The following is a 20646-nucleotide window of genomic DNA, read 5'->3' as shown; positions in this document are numbered from 1 at the left end:
TTTAGATATTGTGTGCCAAGATAAGTATTTTTTTAAGAGTATATTGCGGTACGGTAAGTGCAAACGGTTGCTTAAAAAGTTTTAGTATGACAAACAAACAAGTGGTAGAAAAGTTTTATGAGGCATTTAGCCGTAGAAATGCAGCGATTATGAACAGTTGTTATGCTGAAGATATCGTCTATAGCAATCCGGTGTATGGTTTATTACAAGGCCAGGAAGTGCACTGTATGTGGGAACTGTTTTGCAAAGAGGTTCATCATTTTTCATTGACATTCGGAACCATTACGGAAATCGATGAAGAATACATTACGTGTAATTGGACCGCAAAGTATAATGATATAGTTACTGGACGTCAAATAATCAAAAAAGCAAAGGCATTTATGCGTATCAATAAGGGGATCATTGTGGAGCATAGTGATGCCTTTAATATCAATACCTGGATGACTCAGCATTTCGGTTGGAAAGGCTATTTGTTTGGCTGGACATATTATATGAAACGCTCCGTATTTAAAAAAGCTAGGAAGCGACTAGAGACTTATATGAACAATCGCTAGTTATTTAATACCACCGAAGGCTGCAAAGCATAAATGCTTATGTAAAACCTCTATTTTTTGAAATCCTGTTTTTTGCATAAGATGTAACTGATAGGTGAGAGAGCGTGGTGAATCTTCTTTTTCGATATAATCCATCACTTTGTTACGATAAGCCGCTCCTCCTATGCCTTCGAGGTATTTCCCATATTGCTCCCAGATAAAATGGTGCACGGCTTCGTCTTCCTGCGTTACGAGATCACTTATAAATAAACAGCCTCCCGGTTTCAATAATTTGTATAGTTTTTGGAATGTATTTTCCCAATCTTGATCCTCGCGCAGGTGATGTAAAACAGCACCAGCTAAAATGATATCGAACGATAATTCAGGTAACGATATGGTACGTATATCTCCTTGATAAATTTCGATGCCTCCATTGGGCACGGCTTTGATTCTGCTTTCGGCTCTTTCCAGCATGGGCTTACTCAGGTCTACGAGACTACAATGTAAAGAGGGTAGCTTGGAAAGCATTTTCAGCGTATAGTTCCCGGCACCACAGCCTACATCCAGCAAATGGGTGGCATGAGGAACAACTCTTTTGGCCGCTTCGGTAATCAGCTCCAACGAAATCGTGGAATCAATAGTGGATTGCTGGCCGGTTTCCAAATTGGAGAAACGTTCTACGTCTTTATCGAATCTTTCACGAATTTCGTCAATAGTGGATTTCATCTATTGTGCTAATTTTTCTGCCAGCCACAAAAACTCGGAAGCGAAATTGTGGATGCTTTTTTCAAAGGCGGGTTCCAGCAAATTGCCTTGTGCGTCTATTTTTTTATCAATCTGCGGGATAATCAGTAGTTGTGGGCTGACGATAGTAAATACTCCTGCTCCCAGTAAAATCAGCTGCTGAGCAGCTCTCATGCCTCCTAATGCACCATTCGAAGCTGTAACAATGCCCAGCGCTTTATGTAATTGTTTGGGAAAATGATCTACCAAATTTTTTAATGCAGGAGAATAACTGCCATTATATTCCGGTGACACGAAGATAAAAGCATCAGCTTTAAAAATGCGTTCAAACAGTGGTTTCCATTCATCAGGAGTATTGTCAATAGAATTAAATGCCCTTTCTACCCATGGAAGCTGAAATTCTCTACAGTCGATAATACCTATATGATGACTGGTATTTTTTTCAAACCATTGTTGTAAAGTATATGCTGCTCTTACGGTTAAACTTTCTTTTCTGGGACTACCGGATATAATTTCAATGTTCATGTATTAATCTTTTAGCTATGTAACAGTGAACTAGAGTAATTGTTGTTTATTTCGGATTTAAATTAATTGCAAACATATGTTTAAAATACTATTTTCGATCCATAAATACGTCCTATGAATCGCAAAAAGTTTTTACAATTAAGTGCACTTACGGGAGTTTTTGGGGTGTTGGGGAGCAAAACTCTTGCCCAAACCGACGCTATTAATGGTCCTGTTGTTGTTTCTACTTGGGATGCGGGCTTGCGCGCCAATAAGGGAGCTTGGGAGGTTTTGGGCAAAGGTGGAAGCGCTCTGGATGCCGTTGAAAAAGGAGTTATGGTAACTGAGGATGAGATTAATTGCTGCGTGGGATTGGGCGCTAATCCTGATCGGGATGGCATTGTAACACTGGATGCCAGCATTATGGATCATCAGTTTAACTGTGGTAGCGTGGCTTTTTTGGAAAGAATTAAACATCCTATTGCTGTAGCCAGACGTGTTATGGAAAAAACACCACATGTAATGTTGGTGGGAAGTGGTGCTCAGCAATTTGCTGTAGCTGAAGGTTTCCCTTTAGAGCCACAACAACTTTCATCAGAGGCTGCAAAAGCATATGAGGAGTGGTTGCGAAATTCGAAATATGAGCCGCAGATTAACCGGGAGAATCAGTCACACGGACCGTTTGCACCAGCTCAGATAAACGGAGAGTGGAATCATGATACCATTGGAATGGTGGCGTTAGATGCGCAGGGACGCCTAGCCGGAAGTTGTACGACCAGTGGTATGGGATTTAAAATGAGGGGTAGAGTAGGAGATTCTCCCATTATCGGTGCTGGATTGTACGTGGATGGAGAAGTAGGGGCATGCACAGCTACCGGTCAGGGTGAAGATATTATTCGTGTGGCAGGCTCTAGTAGTGTAGTTGCATATATGCGTCAGGGGTATGGTCCTGAAGTGGCCTGCCAGAAAGTAATTGAGCGTATCGTAAAAATTAAAGGAGAGGATGCTCGAAAAATACAAGTAGCTTTCCTTGCAATTAACAAGTATGGTGTAGTGGGTGCTTATGCACTACATAAAGGTTTTAATTATGCCATAAAAACTGTAACTACCGAAAAATTGGTGGAGGTAAAAAGCTGGTTTCACTAATTATTGAACACTCTTAAATTTTAGAAATTTTGGCATATATACTCGAAATTGCTACTTCTGATTTTGAATCTACTAAGAATGCAGTAGCTGGAGGTGCAGATCGTATAGAGCTTTGCGCTAATCTGGGTGAGGGGGGGACTACCCAGTCGTTTGGGGTCATAAAAAAATGTCGGGAACAATTTCCTTCTACGCTAATTTATCCCATCATACGGGTGCGGGGTGGCGATTTCTTTTATACTGATGAGGAATATGATTGTATGTATCAAGATGCGCTACAATGTAAAGAACTTCAGTGTGATGGTGTGGTAGTAGGATTCTTAAAAAGAGATGGTAGTATAGATGTGGAGCGTACGGCCCGGATTGTTGAGGCAGTGCACCCTTTGAAAGTAACCTTTCATCGTGCATTTGATAGATGTGTAGATCCGTATAGAGCACTTGAGCAATTGATAGAAATAGGCTGTGAAAGAATTCTGACTAGTGGTCAACAGTTGACAGCTCCCGAAGGGGTGGAATTGATTGCAGAGCTGAACCGCATCGCGGCAGGCAGAATTATTATTATGCCGGGTAGTGGGGTGCGTGCCGAAAATGTAGCAACTCTTGCTCAAAAGACCGGCTGTCGAGAGTTTCACACCTCTCTACGTGAGCTACAGCATAGTAAGATGGGCTTTTTCCCAAAAGCTTTTGCCGATAGTACGGAGAATAATCATTATTCGGTAAATACTTCTTCAGTGCGCCAACTCAAGGATCTGCTAAATAGCTTATCTTGATAAATGGAGATTGGGTTTATCCACTTTAAAATATTTTATAATTTCACCAATTCTTTTCTGATAGCTTCCAAGCAAAGCCCTACGCGGCTTTGTACATTAAACTTTTTGAATAAAGTCTCACGGTAGCCGTCAATGGTGCGTTCGCTTAAATTCATGGCTGCCGCAATTTGCTTATAGGTGAGTTCGCTGCAAGCGTACTGCAGAAAAGTCAGCTCTTTCGGAGTGAGTTGTAATTCTCCTATCTCATCAGCCTTCATTAGAATCCTTCTGAAGTTAATATTACAGGCATCAGCATTATAATAACCTTTTTTGTCTATTTCTTCTAAAGCCTTCTCCAATTCATTAGGATGGGTGTCTTTTAACAGATAGCCACAACAGCCGGCTTTAAACATAGATATAATGGTGTTGTCATCAGCATTCATGGTTAAAGCTGCCGGTTTAATGGATGGATAGTTTTCTGTAAGCCATCGAGTAGTTTCAATGCCATTCATCACGGGCATATTTACATCAATCAGGATGATATCGGGCAGCTCTTTTCTGCCTTTTATTTTTTCTTGCAAATCCTTCCCGTTTAAAGCTTCCAGAACAACTTCATAGGTATTAAAGCTTTCTAAGAGCAAACTCAGAGATTTTAAAAAAAGTTGATGATCGTCGACAAGTCCTATTTTAGTTTTCATAGTGATTTTTGTTTTCAGGTATATGTATGGTAATGGTAGTGTTACCGGGTTCGGATATAAAATTGATCTTGCCTCCCAGCAGCTGTGTGCGGGATTCCATATTTTTTAATCCTAAGCCTTTTTCACATACTTCTGCTTGAAAACCTTTCCCGTTGTCATATACGGTGATTACAAGGTGTCCATCTTGTTTCGATAGACTGATGATGAGTTTGTCACAGCCACTATGTTTAATAGCATTTTGTATAGCCTCTTGAATAATGCGAAAAAGGATAATTTGCTTGGAAGAGGGTAGTGCCGGCTGATGGGTTACTTGTAAAGAAGCGTGAATAGTGGCTGTGGCATTTATTCGAGTAATTTCATTTTTCAAGTTTTCGATGAGATTAAACTGCGACAGCCACTCTTTATCAAGTGATTTGGAAAGTGAACGCAATTCACTAATCGCTTTTCCAAGCGTAGCATTAGCAGTGAACAGCGCATCAGGCGGCGATGTCATACTTCGTTCTGCAAGTCCGATAAGCATGCGCGAAGTGCTTAGCAATTGTCCCACATTGTCATGAAGTTCCTTCCCGATCTGCATAAAGGTTTGTTCTTGTACTTCTATTTGAGAGCGTAGCAGCTGATTGTTAAAATGTTCTTCCAATAGTTGTTTTTCCTGTAGATGTTTATAATCTCTGCGCTTGTATGCCATTAACAGGAAAACGATAAACAATGTTATCAGAAAAAGAAAGGCCGAGGAGCTCAGAATTACGATAATATCGTTCGATAGTTTTTGCATAAAACGCCATAACTAATATACGCACAACAGATGAACAGCAATATATTATGAAATCTCCACAAAATTCCTACCGTAGCACTATCGCTGTGAATAAGATACTTGTACGATATAAAAATAAAAAAAGCCCCGGCATAATAAGTAAATATTCCTACAATGCACCAGAATATACTGGTCTCGGGAATGCTGATTTCCTCGGATGTATTAATCAGTCTTGCATAGAAGAAATAAAGGCAAAAGCTTACAATCGCAAGACTTTCAATAGCGGCACTGGTGCTGTTGAACTGGGAAATTCCGTCTCCCTGAAATAGAAGCAGCATGTTGATGACTGCATATACGAATAGAAATAGTGAAAACGCTATGTTGCTTATTTGAAACAGTTTTTTTAGAAAGAGATAGGAAAGGCATAGGAAGGATGTGGTGGCGTTGATTTTATACACCCAATAGTTGTTCCCGTCAAATACTTTTTCAATTATTGTAGCAATGGTGTTGCAGCATAATTGAATAATGCAGAAAAACATAATAGGATACATCTCTCTGGATAACTTCTTTCGGTTGATGAAAAGCAGCAACGTAGCCACAACCGGTCCTATGCTATCCAAAATATTTAATATTTCCTTTATCCCTTTCATTACGGGAGCCATCCATTATGGTTCATCAGGTGTTTCGGGACCACATCCGGGAGGGTTAGGGCAGCCATCCACTTCATCTGATGCAGCTTTGGATACCGCTTGAATGCTGCTACCACCTTTTTGAGCACCGTTGTCGGCACGGGCTTTAATTTCAACAACATTAAGGGTGCCGTTCTCCGCAGTGCGTCTTACTTTTATCTCCTGACTTATAATAATGCCTTTAGCATGAGGATTTGCCTTTAATAATTGCTCAATTTTTTCCCTTGTAAAATAAAACTCGATTTTACATTGTTTGGATTGTTCATTTGTCATAATGAGGAGATTTTAACCATAAAAATAAAAAACTGAGGGCGATTATATACCGGGAATTTTCCCGGGTGAAACATGATGATTTTCACGTTGCTATGCACATGAAGGGGTAATATTTTTGGTTATCGCAAGCAATAAAAGAGGTGTGCTAAGCTATGAAAAACACCATTAAACAAACCTTCCTGTGAAACCACCTGATCGGAACTGGCTGGTGGGGAAGCTATAATGGCAATTTCCCCACTTTGCCATTATTACCTACTAAATATACGGCATTTTCCTGTTGGCTATAAGCGCATGCATTAAAGCTGATGGGGCTTACCGATTGCCAATTTTTCCCTCCGTCGTAACTGATGTCGACTCCTGTAATTCCACAGGTGATTAAAGTGTTCTTGTTAATGGCACATACACAACTTCGATACCCTCCGGGCATGGTTTGGGGATAGTGCCAGCTTTTGCCTCCATCGTTACTGTATACAAAAGCACTGTCCTGATTTTTGAGATCATTGTAATTGCCTGCAGCTATCCATATGTGATTGTCCCGTATAGCAATGCTATTAGCACCTCGCATAACACTGCCCTGAGCTACGGGTAACAGCTGCATTTTATCGTGTACAAAAAGGCGTGATACATTACCGCCGCTAACTAGGTAATACTTGTTTTTATGCCACACAATATTAGTGCCGCTGGCGGCGAAGAATGCTTCTCCGGGTTGTGTGGGAGGTAGGTTTAGAACATTGCTTTCCTGCCAAGTATTACCTCCATCTTTAGTTTTGGCAACAAATATTTTATTATCTATCGGGTCGCCGATTACAATACCTTCTTTCTTATTTTTAAAAGCCATCGCATCCAGAAAAATATCAGGATGGTTGTTCTCATATACTTTATGCCAGCTTTTTCCTCTATCAGTAGTTTTTAATATGTACGCTGGGGAAGCAATGCCCATTATTACTGCTGTGCTTTCATCCAATACTTCAATATCTCGGAAATCTGTTTTTTCAAAGCCCGTTACTGTATGCCACTGCCAGGTGGTTCCGCCATCCTCTGAGCGTCCTACAGTACCCTGAGAGCCGCTTATCCATATTGTGTTTTTGAAAATAGATAATCCTCTAAAACTTTTGCCAGGCACCTCTGCGATGATTTGCACTTCCTGTGCGGCAAGAAAATATGTGCCTAATAGCAGGAAGCTACTCACTATTGTTAGTCTTTTCATTTATTAAAAATAAAAAATAGCTAAATAAGTGGTATCCATATCTGATGTAAATGGGGGACTTGCAATTACGTAATCAGCCCTACAATTGTCGTGTATGCCCCGTGTATCTGTTGTATATAAAGTTCAACTTTGTAATGATAGGCCCTTCTTTAAGAAAAGCAGTGGAGCAGCTACCACTTTAATAAACGGGCGCAGCCGAAAAGCCAAAAGAGTAGGCTCTAAACGATTAGTCATGTCCAATAATAGTATCTCACTACACAGAGTAATTAAAGCTTCTCCTGAAAAAGTATATAGAGCTTTTACAGAGCCATTAGCAATAGCGGCATGGTATCCGCCTTATGGTTTTCTTTGCAATGTCCATGAAATGGATGTGCGCGAAAAAGGCGGGTTCAAGATGTCTTTTCATAATTTTACCACCGGGAGCAGCCATCAATTCTCCGGAACCTATGAGCTGGTAAAACCTAATGAAGCATTAACAGTAACCGAAAAATTTGACCAGCCTGATCTACCAGATATTATGACTACTAAAATAGAGCTCAAAAAAGTATCTGTGGGTACTGAGTTAAAAATTGAACAACATGGATTCCCCGCTTTTATCCCTGCTGAAATGTGCTACTTGGGATGGCAGGAATCGCTGGAAAAACTTATCAAACTTGTGGAGCCTGAAATTCCGGATAAATAGGAGGTATAAAATCAGTACGCTTTTATAAGCAAACAACCCATGTCATTCTCGGCATGGGTTATTTCTATTCAAATGCATCAATGATTTTATTTAGTAGCGTTTCAATGCAGCACTAATTTTTTCATACTGCTCCTCATCGGTCACATCTTGTGGTTGAAACTTCTCGCCGATGACTTTTTCGTATAGCTCGATATATCGGTTAGAAATCGTTTGCACCCATGCATCGGTCATTTCTGGCACTTGTTGCCCCTCTTTGCCCATGAAATTATTTTCGATCAGCCATTCCCGAACAAACTCTTTGCTAAGCTGTTTTTGCTTTTCGCCTTTTTGTTGACGTTCTTCAAATCCTTCAGCATAAAAATATCTCGAGCTATCTGGCGTATGCACTTCGTCCATCAGTACAATCTCGCCGTTAAGTTTGCCAAACTCATATTTAGTGTCCACCAGTATCAATCCTTGTTTAGCGGCCAGTTCCTGACCACGTTTAAAGAGGGCTAATGCTAACGTTTCCAATTGAGCCCATTCTTCGGCTGTAGCCAATCCTTGGGCAATAATTTCGTCCTTGCTGATATCCTCATCATGTCCCTCACTGGCCTTGGTGCTTGGGGTGATGATGGGAGTTTCAAATGGATCGTTTTCTTTCATGCCCTCCGGGAGTGGCACCCCGCAGAGTTCTCTTTTACCACTATTGTAAGTGCGCCATGCGTGGCCGGTTAAGTGGCCGCGTACTACCATTTCTATTTTATACGGTGTACATTTATATCCAAGAGCACTATTGGCAGTAGGCGTTTCTAGTAACCAATTCTTACAGATATCTTTAGTGGCATTTAACATGTATGCCGCAATTTGGTTAAGTACCTGACCTTTATAGGGAATGGGTCGGGGTAAGATGACGTCAAATGCCGAAATGCGATTTGAAGCTATCATCACCAATAAACGATCGTTTATCGTATATACATCTCTTACTTTACCGCGATAAAAATGGGTTTGCTCTGGGAAGTTAAAATCTGACATGCCGCGAAAATAATTAAGAATTAGTATGGCTGCGAGTGTCCTTGTGGATTTTTTTATACTAAAAATTTTTGTAGAAAAACTAACAAATGTTAACTTAATGTTGAATTTCTTCAAAATTAGTCCGTATGAAACCCCTACAACGATTGCTCGTGCTATTAGCCTTGCTAAGTACCCCTGCTTTTTCCTATGCTCAACAAGTGATCAGGGGTGTAGTTAAAAACGCTGATGATTCGGAGGTGGTAGCTCATGCTTCCGTAATTGTAAGTGAGACCGATCAAGGCACTTATACCAATACGAAAGGTATTTTTGAATTAAAAGTGTCGCAGCTGCCGGTAAAGCTTCAAATTTCTTCAGTAGGATATGCTACGCAAGAAATAGAAGTGAATAGCGAGGAGCCGATCACTGTATTACTTTCCCGAAAGCTGGATCTAGGTCAGGAAGTTGTAGTATCTGCTTCACGCGTGGCAGAAAGAATTTTGGAATCTCCGGTAACGGTAGATCGGGTTAATCATGTTGCCATCCGAAATGCAGCCGCACCTAACTTTTATGAAGGCTTGTCCAACATTAAAGGGGTAGACATGACTACGTCTAGTATTACCTTTCGTACGCTTAGTACACGTGGATTTAACGGAAGCGGTAATCTACGATTTAATCAACTAGTAGATGGTATGGACAACCAAGCGCCGGCCCTTAATTTTTCTGTTGGAAACGTTATCGGTATTACTGAAATGGATGTGGATAATGTGGAGCTTTTGTCCGGGGCTTCCTCTGCACTTTACGGGTCGGGAGGTATGAGCGGTACGTTACTAATGACAAGTAAAAGCCCTTTTAGATTCGATGGCCTAAGCGTGAACTTGAAACAGGGAATTATGCACCTGGGAGATCCTGAAAGCAAGGCAAGACCTTTCCACGATTGGGCGATTCGCTGGGGACAAAAAATAGGAGACAGGTTTGCTTACAAGCTATCTGCGTCATATATGAAAGCTTATGATTGGGTAGCTAATGACACTCGCGACTTGAATAGAAATAATGTAATCAGCTCTTTAAAGCCGGGAGGTACAAGAGAAAATGACCCCAACTACGATGGTGTAAACATCTTCGGTGATGAAGCCAGTGCCAGCATGGCTAGTATTGCACAAGCTTTTCAGGCACAAACTAGAGCAGGCATATTAGAAGCTACCGGAGGTGCAGTGGATATTGTGGCGCTTTTCAATACACTTCCTGCAAATGCAACACCAGACCAAATAGGCATGCTGATTGCCGGATTGCCGGAACCTTTACGGCCTGCGGCTACGAATTTGGTACCTTTTCACTTTGGTTTAAGAAATGACATTTTTGGAGGACAGTTGGTAAGTCGTACAGGATATGCGGAAAAGGATTTGGTGAATTATGATGCTTATAGTTTAAAAACTTCAGCAGGACTTTATTATAAAATAACCAATAACATCGAAGCTTCTTTGGTAGGTTATTGGGGAAGAGGAACATCGGTATATACGGGAGCGGACAGATATTCGTTACTCAACTTCCAGATAGGGCAATATAAAGCCGAACTGAGAGGCAAAAACTGGTTTTTAAGGGCATATACTACTCAGGAGAATTCAGGAGATTCCTATACTGCTACTACAGCGGCATTGTATATTAACAGACAATGGCGTAGCGATGCTGATTGGTTTGGTTTGTATTCTGGTACTTATGCTGCAGCCCGAATGCAGGGTGCCCCGGATTCGGTAGCGCATGCTACAGCTCGCAATGCCGCCGATGCCGGCCGATATCTACCGGGAACACCTCAGTTTGACAGTGCATTGGCTCGAGCTAAAAGAATTTCGATAAAAGACGGGGGCGCTAAATTTGCCGACAATTCTGATCTTTATCATTACGAAGGGCAATGGAATCTTTCGGAGCATATTCAAATCTTTGAAGCTATTGTGGGGGCGTCTTATAGAGTATACTCCTTAAACTCGAGAGGTACCATTTTTGCTGATACCACCGGACGTATTAAAATTAATGAATACGGTGGTTATGTGCAACTGCAAAAAAGATTCTTTGATGACATACTGAAGCTAACCGGTTCTATCCGCTACGACAAACGGGATGGTTATAAAGAACGATTTACACCCCGCGCTAGTGCTGTCTTTAGAGTAGCGCCCGAGAATAATATTAGGTTATCGTTTCAAACCGCATATCGTTTTCCGTCTACACAGGATCAATGGATCAATCTCAATACACCCGGAAGCCGCCTGATAGGAGGCGACCCCAGCTTTATCCAATACTTCGGATTTGATGTAAATCCGGTGTATACGTCGGAGAGTGTAGCTGCTTATCGGGCTTCTATTGCCGGCGGAACGCCTAATCCTGCATTGCTCCAACAGGCTACTTTTTCTTCCGTAAGGCCAGAGCAGATGAGTTCCTTCGAGATAGGTTATAGAGGTTTGCTGACACCACAGCTGTTGATTGATGTGTATGGATATAGAAGCCGGTTTAAAGATTTTATAGCACGTGTAGCTGTAGCCAGAGGTAGTAGCGGCAATCCGGCGAATGCGGCTGTGGATTTGGCAAGCCCATTTACCTCTGAGAATTTTTCATTTGTTACCAATACCGATGTGAATGTGACATCTTACGGTTGGGGCATCGGCGGAGAATATAGATTTTATAAGGGTTATACCTTAGCGGCTAACTTCTCCAGTGATGTGCTGAAGGATGTACCCGACGGTTTTATTGCGTTCTTTAATACTCCAAAATATCGTTACAATATCAGTGTGTCGAATGAGGCGGTTACTCGAAACCTTGGCTTTAATGTATTGTACAGATGGCAGGATAAAGTAGACTGGCAGGGTACATTTGGTTCAGGGCCTATACCGGCCTATGGTACACTGGATGCTCAAGTATCTTATCGTATTCTGCCAGCTAAAATTATCATCAAGTTGGGAGGTTCCAATGTTTTGAATAAGTACTATTACAGCGCCTTTGGGAATCCGAGAGTAGGTGGACTGTATTACATCAGCTTGGGATACAACCTCTAAGAGCTATCTACATATATCTTTAGATCCGACTTTCGGTAAGCACTATAGCTTTCCGGGGGCGGATTTCTGTTAATAGATATGCTATTTTTTTGAATAATGAATATTTTTGTATGATTTGCCAAAGGAAAAGTGCAGATTTTTTTATAAATATGCAATTCAAAATCCCATCAAAAAGGGGTAATTTATAAGAATTTATTACGCTAACGGGCGGAAAATAAACCAGTAAAGAAAATTAAACTATTTATAACAAATTTCTTGTTTTTTCAAAAACATACTTATATTTGTTTGCTCATAAAAACTTGTTTAAAGTAAATCTTTCTAACAGTGGAGAACGGAAACAACGAAAAAAAACTGGAAGCCATTTATAGCAAAAGGCTTCGTGCAGGAAAAAGAAGAACCTATTTTTTTGATGTAAGGGCTACCAAAGGAAACGATTACTATCTTACAATTACAGAGAGCCGCAAACGGTTCGATGATAATGGATACGATAGACATAAGGTATTCCTTTACAAAGAAGATTTTAATAAATTTCTTAAGGCTTTAAATGAAGCCGTGGATTACGTAAAAACCGAGCTGATGCCGGATTTTGATTTTGACGCTTTCAATCATGAATATGATGATGAGCAGTCTCCCATACCGGCAACCGGTGGTTATGTAGCACCTTCTCCTACTATCGTTGAGGAAAAACCTCTGGAAGATCCTAGCAACGATGAAAAACTGGTGGAGAATGTGGCACCTAAATCTTCTGATAGCGGTGCTTCTAGCGCCAGCCATGAAGAAGTAGAAAAATGGTAAATTCCTTAACGCATTTTAAATAGGCCGCTATATTATAGCGGCTTTTTGCTTTTGTATTCGGCTAGCGGTTTTATACACTTTTGAATTAAAAGTTTATATTTGAATGATATAGTAATGGATGTGAGGTAGTACTTGGAGTTATAATAATTAGGAGCGACCTAATATTTATTCCGTCTGTTTTTCGAAAGAGTATGTGTAAGGTTTACAATTCTGTTGCTTGCCTAACTGCCATAAAGAAACATCTTCATGAATGTAATATTTCTGAATTTAAATCACTAAGAGAGGTTATTCAGTTTCAGAAAAATTTTCCGTCATTACGACAAAACATTATTTCCCAGCATCAACGAAAAATTGAAAAAGAAAAAGAGGAGTTAATTTCTCATATATCCTATATGGAGGATATAATAGAAAAGGATCGTAATAATTATGAGCAGCAACTACAAAAGGAAATATTGGAATTAAAAAGTAAAACGATATTTTCTTCGAATTTTTCAGCATCCAGTCCAATTGAAAAAATTATCCGATGGCCCCAAAAAATACTTTATAAGTGGAAGGTATTACGCTTGGAAAAGAATATCAATAAAAAGGTTGAAGAATTTATTGAGACATCCGTACAGGTTCATCAAGAAAAAATGGATAGGCTCCAATATATTCGTCAGAACTTTGATAATGCTGTTATGGAGAGTGCTGCGGAGTCTTTGATGAGCCTTGAATATAAATATAATATTATAAGCGGTCTAGAAAGCTATATCCATGGAGCATTAGGAGAATTTAAAGTTGTAAAGACGCTTGAAACATTGTCGGATGAGTATGTACTTATAAATGATTTTAAGTTGTTGTTTCATAATCCTATTTATAATCATCTTGAAAAAAATTATATTCAGTCTATTCAGATAGATCATCTTTTGGTTGCTCCATCGGGGGTATTTCTCATTGAAACGAAAAACTGGAGCAAAAAGTCTCTACATAATCTAGATTTGTATTCTCCTGTTCAGCAAGTAAAGCGTGCAAATTTTGCTTTTTATAGAATCCTAAATCAAGGTATTGTTCATAGTCTTTCAAAACATCATTGGGGTGATAGAAAGATACCGTTGAGGAATATCATCGTCATGATTAACTCAAAACCCAAAGAGGAGTTTCAGCATGTTAAAGTCTTAACTTTGGATGAATTGATTGGTTTTATAACCTATCTTGATCCCATTTTTTCTCAAAGTGAGGTTCGTCGAATATCAGATTATATATTGGATTTAAGTAGATTTTCCTCATAAATCTAATTATCATCATTTATTATTGATAATAATTCTTTTACTAAATTTTTGGCTCTTCTTTTTATTATTATTTACTACATATTTACAAATATTATCTGTGGGGTTAGTGGTAGCGATTAATTAGCACCTTAGTGCCAAAAGAAGAAATAATTTAGAAACTGTTTTTACTTGCATTTTAAAACATATTTTATGAATAACAATGATAAACACCATGAGCGTATTGCGAGTATGACGTTTGCTTCGGTTTACCCGCATTATGTAACCAAGATCGAACGTAAGGGTAGAACCAAGGAAGAATTGCATCAGGTTATCGAATGGCTTACCGGATTTAGCGAAAAACATCTGCAGCAGCTAATTGATGAAAAAGTAACTTTCAAAACTTTTTTTGAAAGGGCTCGGCTACATCCTAATGCACAGTTAATTACTGGGGTGATATGTGGTTATCGTATTGAGGAAATTGAGAACCCTCTTACCCGAAAAGTGCGTTATCTAGACAAACTAGTGGATGAGCTAGCTAAAGGAAAGAAGATGGAAAAAATATTAAGAGGGTAGATTTGTTTAATGGAAGAGTATTTGAATCGTTAGAAGGGTTTTGAGAACGGTAAATTATGATTCAATTAGCGGAGGAACAGTTTAAATGCAAAATCCGACAACTTTTTCTGGAGCGGTGGGGCTCGGATTTTATGATTTCACGGGGCAAAAAACATAGAGTGGCTGATCTGGAATCTTTTTTGTATATAGAAGATAATGATATTAAGGGTTTGCTCACATTTACCATAGAGAATGAAGCAATAGAAATCGTTTCTTTGGATAGTTTTTCGGAAGGACACGGAGTAAGCACTGCACTTGTAGCAGCTATTATTGATTTTTATAAGAGTGGACATCATAAAAAGCTTTGGCTGGCTACGACTAATGATAACACTCGTGCTTTACGGTTTTATCAGAAGCGAGGCTTTACGATTACGGCCATTCATTTGAACGCAATAGAAGACGCTCGGAAAATAAAGCCTTCTATTCCTCTTGTGGGGTATGATGGTATCCCTATACTTCACGAAATAGAACTTACTTATTCAGAATAAATGAATAAGAAAGCAGTTTATTATTTACCTCCAAACTTTTATTATGGCTACTAAGTACTTACTACACGGCAAGATTACGGCAAAGCCTGGTCATGTGGATACTTTAAGAGATATCTTATTGCAGGCTGCTCAACTGTTGTCTCAAGTAAAAGGTTGTCATATCTATGCGGTGAGTAAAGATCCCGCTGACGAGAATTCCGTATATGTTACAGAGGTTTGGGATAGCAAAGAGGATCATGACCATTCGCTGCAAGATGAAAATGTTCGGGCTCTTATCATGAAAGCGATGCCTATTATTGATGGCATGCCACAGCGGGGGCAGGAGCTTGAAGTAATGGGAGGCTTAGGGGTATAAGCCCATAAAGCAATAGAAGTGAAAAAGCGAGGCAAAAGCCTCGCTTGTGACTATTGAACCCTATTAGAAGAAAAAAGTTATGTTGTAGGTGCTGTTTTCTGACTTAATTTCCAACCGTAAAGGAAGATATAAAGATAACATAGGGCAGGGATTAAGAATGATATGCCCCATGTCAGGTTATCTTTTAGTACTGCCTGGAAGTAGGTGATGATAGCACCGCCAAGTATAGCAGTAGAAAGCAACCCAGAAGCTTTGCCGGTAGAAGCTCCTAGTCCTCTCACCGAAAGGGAAAATATCGATGCAAACATTATCGAATTGCACAATCCTACTGCAATCATCAGCCACACTGCGATATTACCACTGCTTAACACCGATCCTAAAATCAATACTATTGCTATAAGAGCGATTACAGCCAGTACATTTTGGGTTTTAAAGAAGCGTAATATATAAGCCCCAATCAGGCGGCCTACCAACATGCCTCCCCAATAATAAGATACATATACATTGGCTTTGTGTTCTGTGATATGCAAAACATCTGCAACATAATTAGTAAGGTAGGTTCCTATTGCTACCTCAGCTCCTACATAGCAAAAAATACCTAGGATGCCAAATTTGAGATTAGGATGTTGCCGAATGATTTCGAGAATACCTTTATTATCTTTATGGCTAATGCTACTAGTTACTTGAGGGAGTTTTAGCAAATACACAATGATGCCTACCAATAATAGGGTAGATGCAATCATCAAGTAGGGCTTTACCAATACACCCGAGGCTTGATCGGGAGCGGCTTCTAAGCGCGATAGAATAAAGTGTGCCCCGAAAACAGGAGCGAGCGTAGTGCCGATGGAACCCACACCCTGAATAAGCGTAAGGCGTGATGCAGCACTGGACTCCGCTCCCAAATCAGTGATGTAAGGATTTGCAGAAACCTGCAACGTCACAATGCCTATGGCAATTACAAATAATGCTGCCAAAAACAATGCATAGTGGTGGAACTGTGAAGCCGGATAAAAAAGGAAGGATCCCAATGCAGCCACACAGAAGCCCACCACCATTCCCTTTTTATACCCAATTGCTCCTACAAGCTTTCCTGCAGGTATGGATATAAGGCCGTAGGTGAGGTAAAAGTAGAACTGTACCAGCGATGATTGGGAGTATGTTAAATTAAATCCCTGTTTAAAGAAGGGTACCAAGGTGTCGTTTAACACAGTTGTAAATCCCATTAGGAAATACAGAACAGCTAAAGCGCAAAGTGGTAATAGATACCCTGATTTTTGCACAGAACCATTTTGTTGTTTATCTACCTCCATTTAGATTATTTTTATTTCCCTTTGGAAGGGTCGTTATTAATTGTATGTGCCAGCTTTGCTAGCTGATAAAGTGCTCTTGGTACATGGAAGCAGCCTTTCCATTTTCCACCCTTTAGCTCCAACAGTACTTCTCCACGGCGGTTCAAATACCCATACATTTCTCCGTATTCTTCATCTACAAAATGCGACCATGTATAATCGTGTAATTTCTCATACCACTTCAGGCAATCTTGATTGCCGGTTAATTGATATCCTTTCAGTGCTGTGATCAAAGATTCTAGATGTACCCACCAAAGTTTTTGATCCCATTCCAATTGTTGTGGAGGATACCCTTTTACATCCAGAAAATAAAAGATACCACCGTATTGCTGATCCCAACCGTAGTTGAGGAGTTGCAAACTTATATCAACGCATTTCTGAATGAGAGTATCGTCATTCAGTTTCTTTGCAACATCCATTACAAACCACATAGATTCTAGTCCATGGCCCGGATTGATGAGGCGCCCTTCGAAGCAATCTACAAAGCTTCCATCCGGAGCTACGTTTTCTAAAATCAGTCCCAGGTTTTTTTTATAAAATACATTTAGTACTTCATTCACTCCGTAATTCAGTGTTTCTTGTACTAACTGGGGTTCTAGCAAATGCTCAATTTCTAGTACCAGATTGCATAAGATCATTGGTAATGAGAATCCTTTTAGTTGGCGATTCTCCGGAATCTGTTTTAAGTATTTGCCTTTAGGATTATCTCTTCTTTGTAAAATCCGCTCAAAGGTTTCTTTGGCTATAGTTGCATGTTCGGGGTTTCCTGTGGCTTTATACAACTGAGCAAAAGCCATGGTTGCAAAACAATCTGAAAAGATATTATAAGGCTGCACTAATGGCTTACCGGCCCGATCCAGTGCAAAATACCAGTCTTTATTTTCATCGCGACCGTGTTTGATTAAGAACTCGGCACCTTTTAAGGCTGCATCCAACCATGCTTCATTTTTCTCGAGATTATTGTACAACATTGACAATGTCCATACCTGACGACACTGCAGCCACATGAATTTATCCTGATCATAAACCTGTCCTTTCCGATCCAGGCAAGTAAAATAACCACCGTATTCCTTATCGATGGAATGCTCCATCCAAAACGGCATTACCTTCTCCAATAAATAATTCTCGTACAAGAGTGCTCTCTTCCCAAAATCAATTTGTGTCATATATTTAATATTTCAATTCTACAACTACAGGTAAATGATCCGAAGCATATGTCTCGGGATACGTGTTATAAGATTTTACAGTAAAAACGTTTTTCGCAACATTGTTTAGTATAATATAGTCAATCGCGGTTTGAGGATTGCTAGCCGAGTGGGTGGGTGGACACATAGTGCAAGGTACATTAAAAGCCAGCTTTAAGGTATTCCATGTAGTATTGGACTGATTCATGTTAAAATCACCTCCTAGAATAATAGGATATTTCTGATAGCTTTTGAAGGCTTTTAGTATTTCTTTGGATTGCAGTTCGCGATTGGCATCGGCGAGATGATCCAGGTGAGTAGTAGCAAAAATCAGTTCCTGGTCGTTTTTGTACTTTACACGTACCAAACCTAATGCTCTTAGCTCAGCGCCAGTTCCCTGTTCTACAGGGAGTGAAAATACCTGAGACTCTTCAATGGCAAAACGAGAAAGAATTGCTAAACCATATTCACCGTTGGAACGGTCAATGGCTTTAAAGAATCTATACTCCATGCCAGTTAACTCAGCCAGCTTCTTCGCCTGATCCAGGTCTTTACCGGAACGGTCGGTAAAACGATCCACTTCCTGTAGGGCAACTAAATCAGGTTTTACATTATTAATTACTTTGGCAATAGCCTCTACATCCACCACATTAGGGGCAGATGGAGGATTTGCTATATGAATATTATAGGTCATTACTTTCAGGATATTACTCGAATCAGAGCCGGCTTTACTATCATTGTTGCTTTTTGAACAACTATATCCTGAAATTAATAATAGCGAAAAACAAATATTGAATACGAATTTCATGTTCTTTTTGTTTTTAAGATTACCAGTTTGGATTTTGTTTGAGGTTAGGATTTAGTGTCAAATCATTCAGCGGGATAGGATATAAGTACATACGGTCGTTCCATACTCTCGGAATGGTGTTCATCCACTGAATTTCTCCTTTATTTGTCTCGGACAGAATCATATTATTGGGTTGTCCATTTACTTCAGGTGCAACGTTAATATAGATTACTCCTGATTGCATATTGGAAGGACGTTCGGTGTAGAAATATACATCGTTTACGCCATCTTCATTCAAGTCCATCATTGTGTTTAAGGCTGGAACATACATACCGTTCCAAGTATCGGTAAATAGCTCGCCACGTTTCCAACGAATGATGTCGTAAAAACGAAAACCTTCTAATGCCAGTTCAATTCCACGTTCTCTTCTTACTTCCAGAATAACAGGATCTGATATATTGGGGAAATAATTTTGACGTATATAATTATCAGCTTGTGTAGGTTTAGTGCTCAGACCTCCGGTAATGCCTCCTCTTTTTCTTAACTGACCAATGGTATTGGCCCAGTCTTCATCAGTGAGTGTTCCTAATTCGGCTTTTGCTTCAGCGTAGTTTAGTAATACTTCTGCATAGCGAATGATAGGAATATTGGATGCATTACGCGAACCTCCATCCAAGCCCATGTCGGGGTTTACCCATTTTGCGGGCTGGTATCCCGTATAGGTTTGCGAGAATTGCGGTGGCACGTTTACGGTTTGTGTTCCGTTGATGCGGGTATATCCTTGAGTGCGGATGGTTTGATTTAAACGTTTGTCTCTATTTTTAGTCTCGCTCATGAAAGTTTGAGTCTTATAATCAGGTAAGTCGGTAAATGGTGTACCGTCAGAGCGCAGGTAGGTGTTGATGAACTTACGAGTAAAGCTCAAGCGATCACCTGCCGTTGCACTTGTATAATACCAGTTGGCATCATGAAATACTCCCAGCTCTTGACTGTAAGCAATACAGAGCAAGGTTTCGGAATTGACAGATGTGCTGATAAACAGGTTGCGGTATCCATTCTCTATATCCGTAATATTTGCCAGAGAATACAAATTGGAGTTGATTACGGCTTGGGCAGCATCTGCCGCTTCCTGCAACCAACGATTGGCTGTAGACTGAAGATTTAGTTCTGTATGATACTTTCTGTAAGTGCCTTCAAATAAGCAAATACGAGACTTGAGTGCTTGAGCTACAGTACGTGTTATGCGTGTTCTGGTAGCTTCAGATGCAGCCGATATATTTTCAATAGCATAGTTAAGATCATTTAACACCGAATCCATTACTAGTGCACGCGGATCACGACCACTGTATAATAATTCATCATTAGTAGATAATGTGCGATTGATCCAAGGAACATCGCCAAAGCGTTTTACTTTTTCGAAGTAAAATAGCGCGCGGAACAAGCGTGCAATACCATTGTAGTTATTACGCACAGCCTCACTTACACTAGAAGAATTATTATTTTCCAAGAAATAGTTGATGTTTCTTAAACTTGTCCAGGTCCACCCTGTACTTTGTGCCGGACCGAAAGCTCCGGCACGGAAAAAGTCAGGAACATCTTTTCTGGCTACAAAGTCGCCCATATTGTCTCCTTTCAAAATGTCATTGGATGTGGGCAATAAGGTGTAGAAAGAGTTGGTATAAAGTTTCAGACCTGCTTCGCTATTGAATACAGCTTCTTTGCTCACAGTGGATTTAGGAATCTGATCTAATTTATTGCATGATGCAAAGAGTAATGTTGTTGCACCTATTATTGTGATAATATTTTTCATCTGCTTTTT

22 protein-coding genes are annotated in these 20646 nt (G+C 40.0%); 10 read left to right on the top strand and 12 right to left on the bottom strand.

From position 1 onward, the window contains the following. Positions 1-86 precede the first annotated feature (86 nt). A complete protein-coding gene (locus tag PIECOFPK_RS10415; protein WP_330975717.1) occupies positions 87-554 on the top strand; it encodes a nuclear transport factor 2 family protein in 468 nt (155 codons plus the stop codon). Here the strand turns inward: PIECOFPK_RS10415 and PIECOFPK_RS10410 are convergent, their stop codons facing one another. Both PIECOFPK_RS10410 and PIECOFPK_RS10405 read right to left on the bottom strand, forming a co-directional pair. Then, positions 555-1259, bottom strand: a complete 705-nt coding sequence (locus PIECOFPK_RS10410; RefSeq protein ID WP_409965816.1) for a class I SAM-dependent methyltransferase — start codon at positions 1257-1259, stop codon at positions 555-557. Beyond that, positions 1260-1802, bottom strand: a complete 543-nt coding sequence (locus PIECOFPK_RS10405) for an NADPH-dependent FMN reductase (protein WP_330975719.1) — start codon at positions 1800-1802, stop codon at positions 1260-1262. 114 nt (positions 1803-1916) lie between these two features. Between PIECOFPK_RS10405 and PIECOFPK_RS10400 the strand changes: the two genes are divergently transcribed. Together PIECOFPK_RS10400 and PIECOFPK_RS10395 are read left to right on the top strand one after the other, a co-directional pair. Beyond that, positions 1917-2927, top strand: a complete 1011-nt coding sequence (locus PIECOFPK_RS10400; RefSeq protein ID WP_409965815.1) for an isoaspartyl peptidase/L-asparaginase family protein — start codon at positions 1917-1919, stop codon at positions 2925-2927. A gap of 29 nt (positions 2928-2956) precedes the next feature. Next, positions 2957-3694 (top strand): copper homeostasis protein CutC, encoded by a 738-nt coding sequence (locus tag PIECOFPK_RS10395; protein WP_409965814.1) that lies wholly within the window; start codon positions 2957-2959, stop codon positions 3692-3694. Positions 3695-3729: 35 nt separating this feature from the next. Here PIECOFPK_RS10395 and PIECOFPK_RS10390 read toward each other — a convergent pair whose 3' ends face one another. The 5 genes from PIECOFPK_RS10390 to PIECOFPK_RS10370 form a co-directional block, all read right to left on the bottom strand. After that, positions 3730-4371 (bottom strand): response regulator, encoded by a 642-nt coding sequence (locus PIECOFPK_RS10390; RefSeq protein ID WP_409965813.1) that lies wholly within the window; start codon positions 4369-4371, stop codon positions 3730-3732. Then, a complete protein-coding gene (locus tag PIECOFPK_RS10385) occupies positions 4361-5146 on the bottom strand; it encodes a sensor histidine kinase (protein ID WP_330975723.1) in 786 nt (261 codons plus the stop codon). Before PIECOFPK_RS10385 ends, PIECOFPK_RS10390 begins: the two co-directional genes overlap by 11 nt. Further along, complete coding sequence (locus PIECOFPK_RS10380; protein ID WP_409965812.1) at positions 5116-5787, bottom strand: hypothetical protein; 672 nt, start codon at positions 5785-5787, stop codon at positions 5116-5118. The genes PIECOFPK_RS10385 and PIECOFPK_RS10380 overlap by 31 nt, the downstream gene beginning before the upstream one ends. A gap of 3 nt (positions 5788-5790) precedes the next feature. Further along, positions 5791-6087 (bottom strand): hypothetical protein, encoded by a 297-nt coding sequence (locus PIECOFPK_RS10375; RefSeq protein ID WP_409965811.1) that lies wholly within the window; start codon positions 6085-6087, stop codon positions 5791-5793. 217 nt (positions 6088-6304) lie between these two features. Further along, positions 6305-7294: a YCF48-related protein gene (locus PIECOFPK_RS10370; protein ID WP_409965810.1), complete on the bottom strand. Its 990-nt coding sequence runs from the start codon at positions 7292-7294 to the stop codon at positions 6305-6307. 94 nt (positions 7295-7388) lie between these two features. Here PIECOFPK_RS10370 and PIECOFPK_RS10365 point away from each other — a divergent pair, with 94 nt between their 5' ends. Then, positions 7389-7976 carry an SRPBCC family protein gene (locus tag PIECOFPK_RS10365; protein ID WP_409965809.1) on the top strand — a complete coding sequence of 196 codons (588 nt, stop codon included), beginning with the start codon at positions 7389-7391 and terminating at the stop codon, positions 7974-7976. A 90-nt stretch (positions 7977-8066) separates the two neighbouring features. On the opposite strand, the gene PIECOFPK_RS10360 is transcribed toward PIECOFPK_RS10365, so the two are convergent. Next, positions 8067-8990: a phosphoribosylaminoimidazolesuccinocarboxamide synthase gene (locus tag PIECOFPK_RS10360; protein ID WP_330975728.1), complete on the bottom strand. Its 924-nt coding sequence runs from the start codon at positions 8988-8990 to the stop codon at positions 8067-8069. Positions 8991-9115: 125 nt separating this feature from the next. Between PIECOFPK_RS10360 and PIECOFPK_RS10355 the strand changes: the two genes are divergently transcribed. From PIECOFPK_RS10355 to PIECOFPK_RS10330, 6 genes are all read left to right on the top strand, one after another. Next, on the top strand, positions 9116-12010 hold the full coding sequence (locus PIECOFPK_RS10355; RefSeq protein WP_409965808.1) for a TonB-dependent receptor domain-containing protein: 2895 nt from the start codon (positions 9116-9118) through the stop codon (positions 12008-12010). A 324-nt stretch (positions 12011-12334) separates the two neighbouring features. Beyond that, positions 12335-12805: a DUF3276 family protein gene (locus tag PIECOFPK_RS10350; protein ID WP_330975730.1), complete on the top strand. Its 471-nt coding sequence runs from the start codon at positions 12335-12337 to the stop codon at positions 12803-12805. Positions 12806-12996: 191 nt separating this feature from the next. Next, entirely contained in the window at positions 12997-14073 is a 1077-nt protein-coding gene (locus PIECOFPK_RS10345) for a nuclease-related domain-containing protein (RefSeq protein WP_409965807.1), read from the top strand. 189 nt (positions 14074-14262) lie between these two features. Continuing rightward, entirely contained in the window at positions 14263-14625 is a 363-nt protein-coding gene (locus tag PIECOFPK_RS10340; protein ID WP_409965806.1) for a DUF2200 domain-containing protein, read from the top strand. Between the two features lie 56 nt (positions 14626-14681). Continuing rightward, positions 14682-15152, top strand: coding sequence for a GNAT family N-acetyltransferase (locus PIECOFPK_RS10335; RefSeq protein WP_409965805.1), 471 nt, complete (start codon positions 14682-14684; stop codon positions 15150-15152). A gap of 43 nt (positions 15153-15195) precedes the next feature. Continuing rightward, a complete protein-coding gene (locus tag PIECOFPK_RS10330; RefSeq protein ID WP_330975734.1) occupies positions 15196-15507 on the top strand; it encodes a putative quinol monooxygenase in 312 nt (103 codons plus the stop codon). A gap of 77 nt (positions 15508-15584) precedes the next feature. Here PIECOFPK_RS10330 and PIECOFPK_RS10325 read toward each other — a convergent pair whose 3' ends face one another. From PIECOFPK_RS10325 to PIECOFPK_RS10310, 4 genes are read right to left on the bottom strand one after another with little or no spacing between them, the layout of a single operon-like run. Beyond that, positions 15585-16817: a sugar MFS transporter gene (locus PIECOFPK_RS10325; protein WP_409965804.1), complete on the bottom strand. Its 1233-nt coding sequence runs from the start codon at positions 16815-16817 to the stop codon at positions 15585-15587. A gap of 11 nt (positions 16818-16828) precedes the next feature. Next, complete coding sequence (locus PIECOFPK_RS10320; protein WP_409965803.1) at positions 16829-18022, bottom strand: AGE family epimerase/isomerase; 1194 nt, start codon at positions 18020-18022, stop codon at positions 16829-16831. Between the two features lie 4 nt (positions 18023-18026). Next, positions 18027-18848 carry an endonuclease/exonuclease/phosphatase family protein gene (locus tag PIECOFPK_RS10315; RefSeq protein WP_330975737.1) on the bottom strand — a complete coding sequence of 274 codons (822 nt, stop codon included), beginning with the start codon at positions 18846-18848 and terminating at the stop codon, positions 18027-18029. 19 nt (positions 18849-18867) lie between these two features. Continuing rightward, positions 18868-20637 carry a RagB/SusD family nutrient uptake outer membrane protein gene (locus PIECOFPK_RS10310; protein WP_409965802.1) on the bottom strand — a complete coding sequence of 590 codons (1770 nt, stop codon included), beginning with the start codon at positions 20635-20637 and terminating at the stop codon, positions 18868-18870. Positions 20638-20646: the final 9 nt, after the last annotated feature.

The sequence above is a fragment of the Chitinophagaceae bacterium C216 genome (assembly GCA_028485475.2).
GTDB lineage: Bacteria > Bacteroidota > Bacteroidia > Chitinophagales > Chitinophagaceae > Niabella > Niabella composti.
The sequence above is the reverse complement of the archived record's forward strand: the minus strand, read 5'-3'. Positions and strand labels throughout refer to the sequence as shown.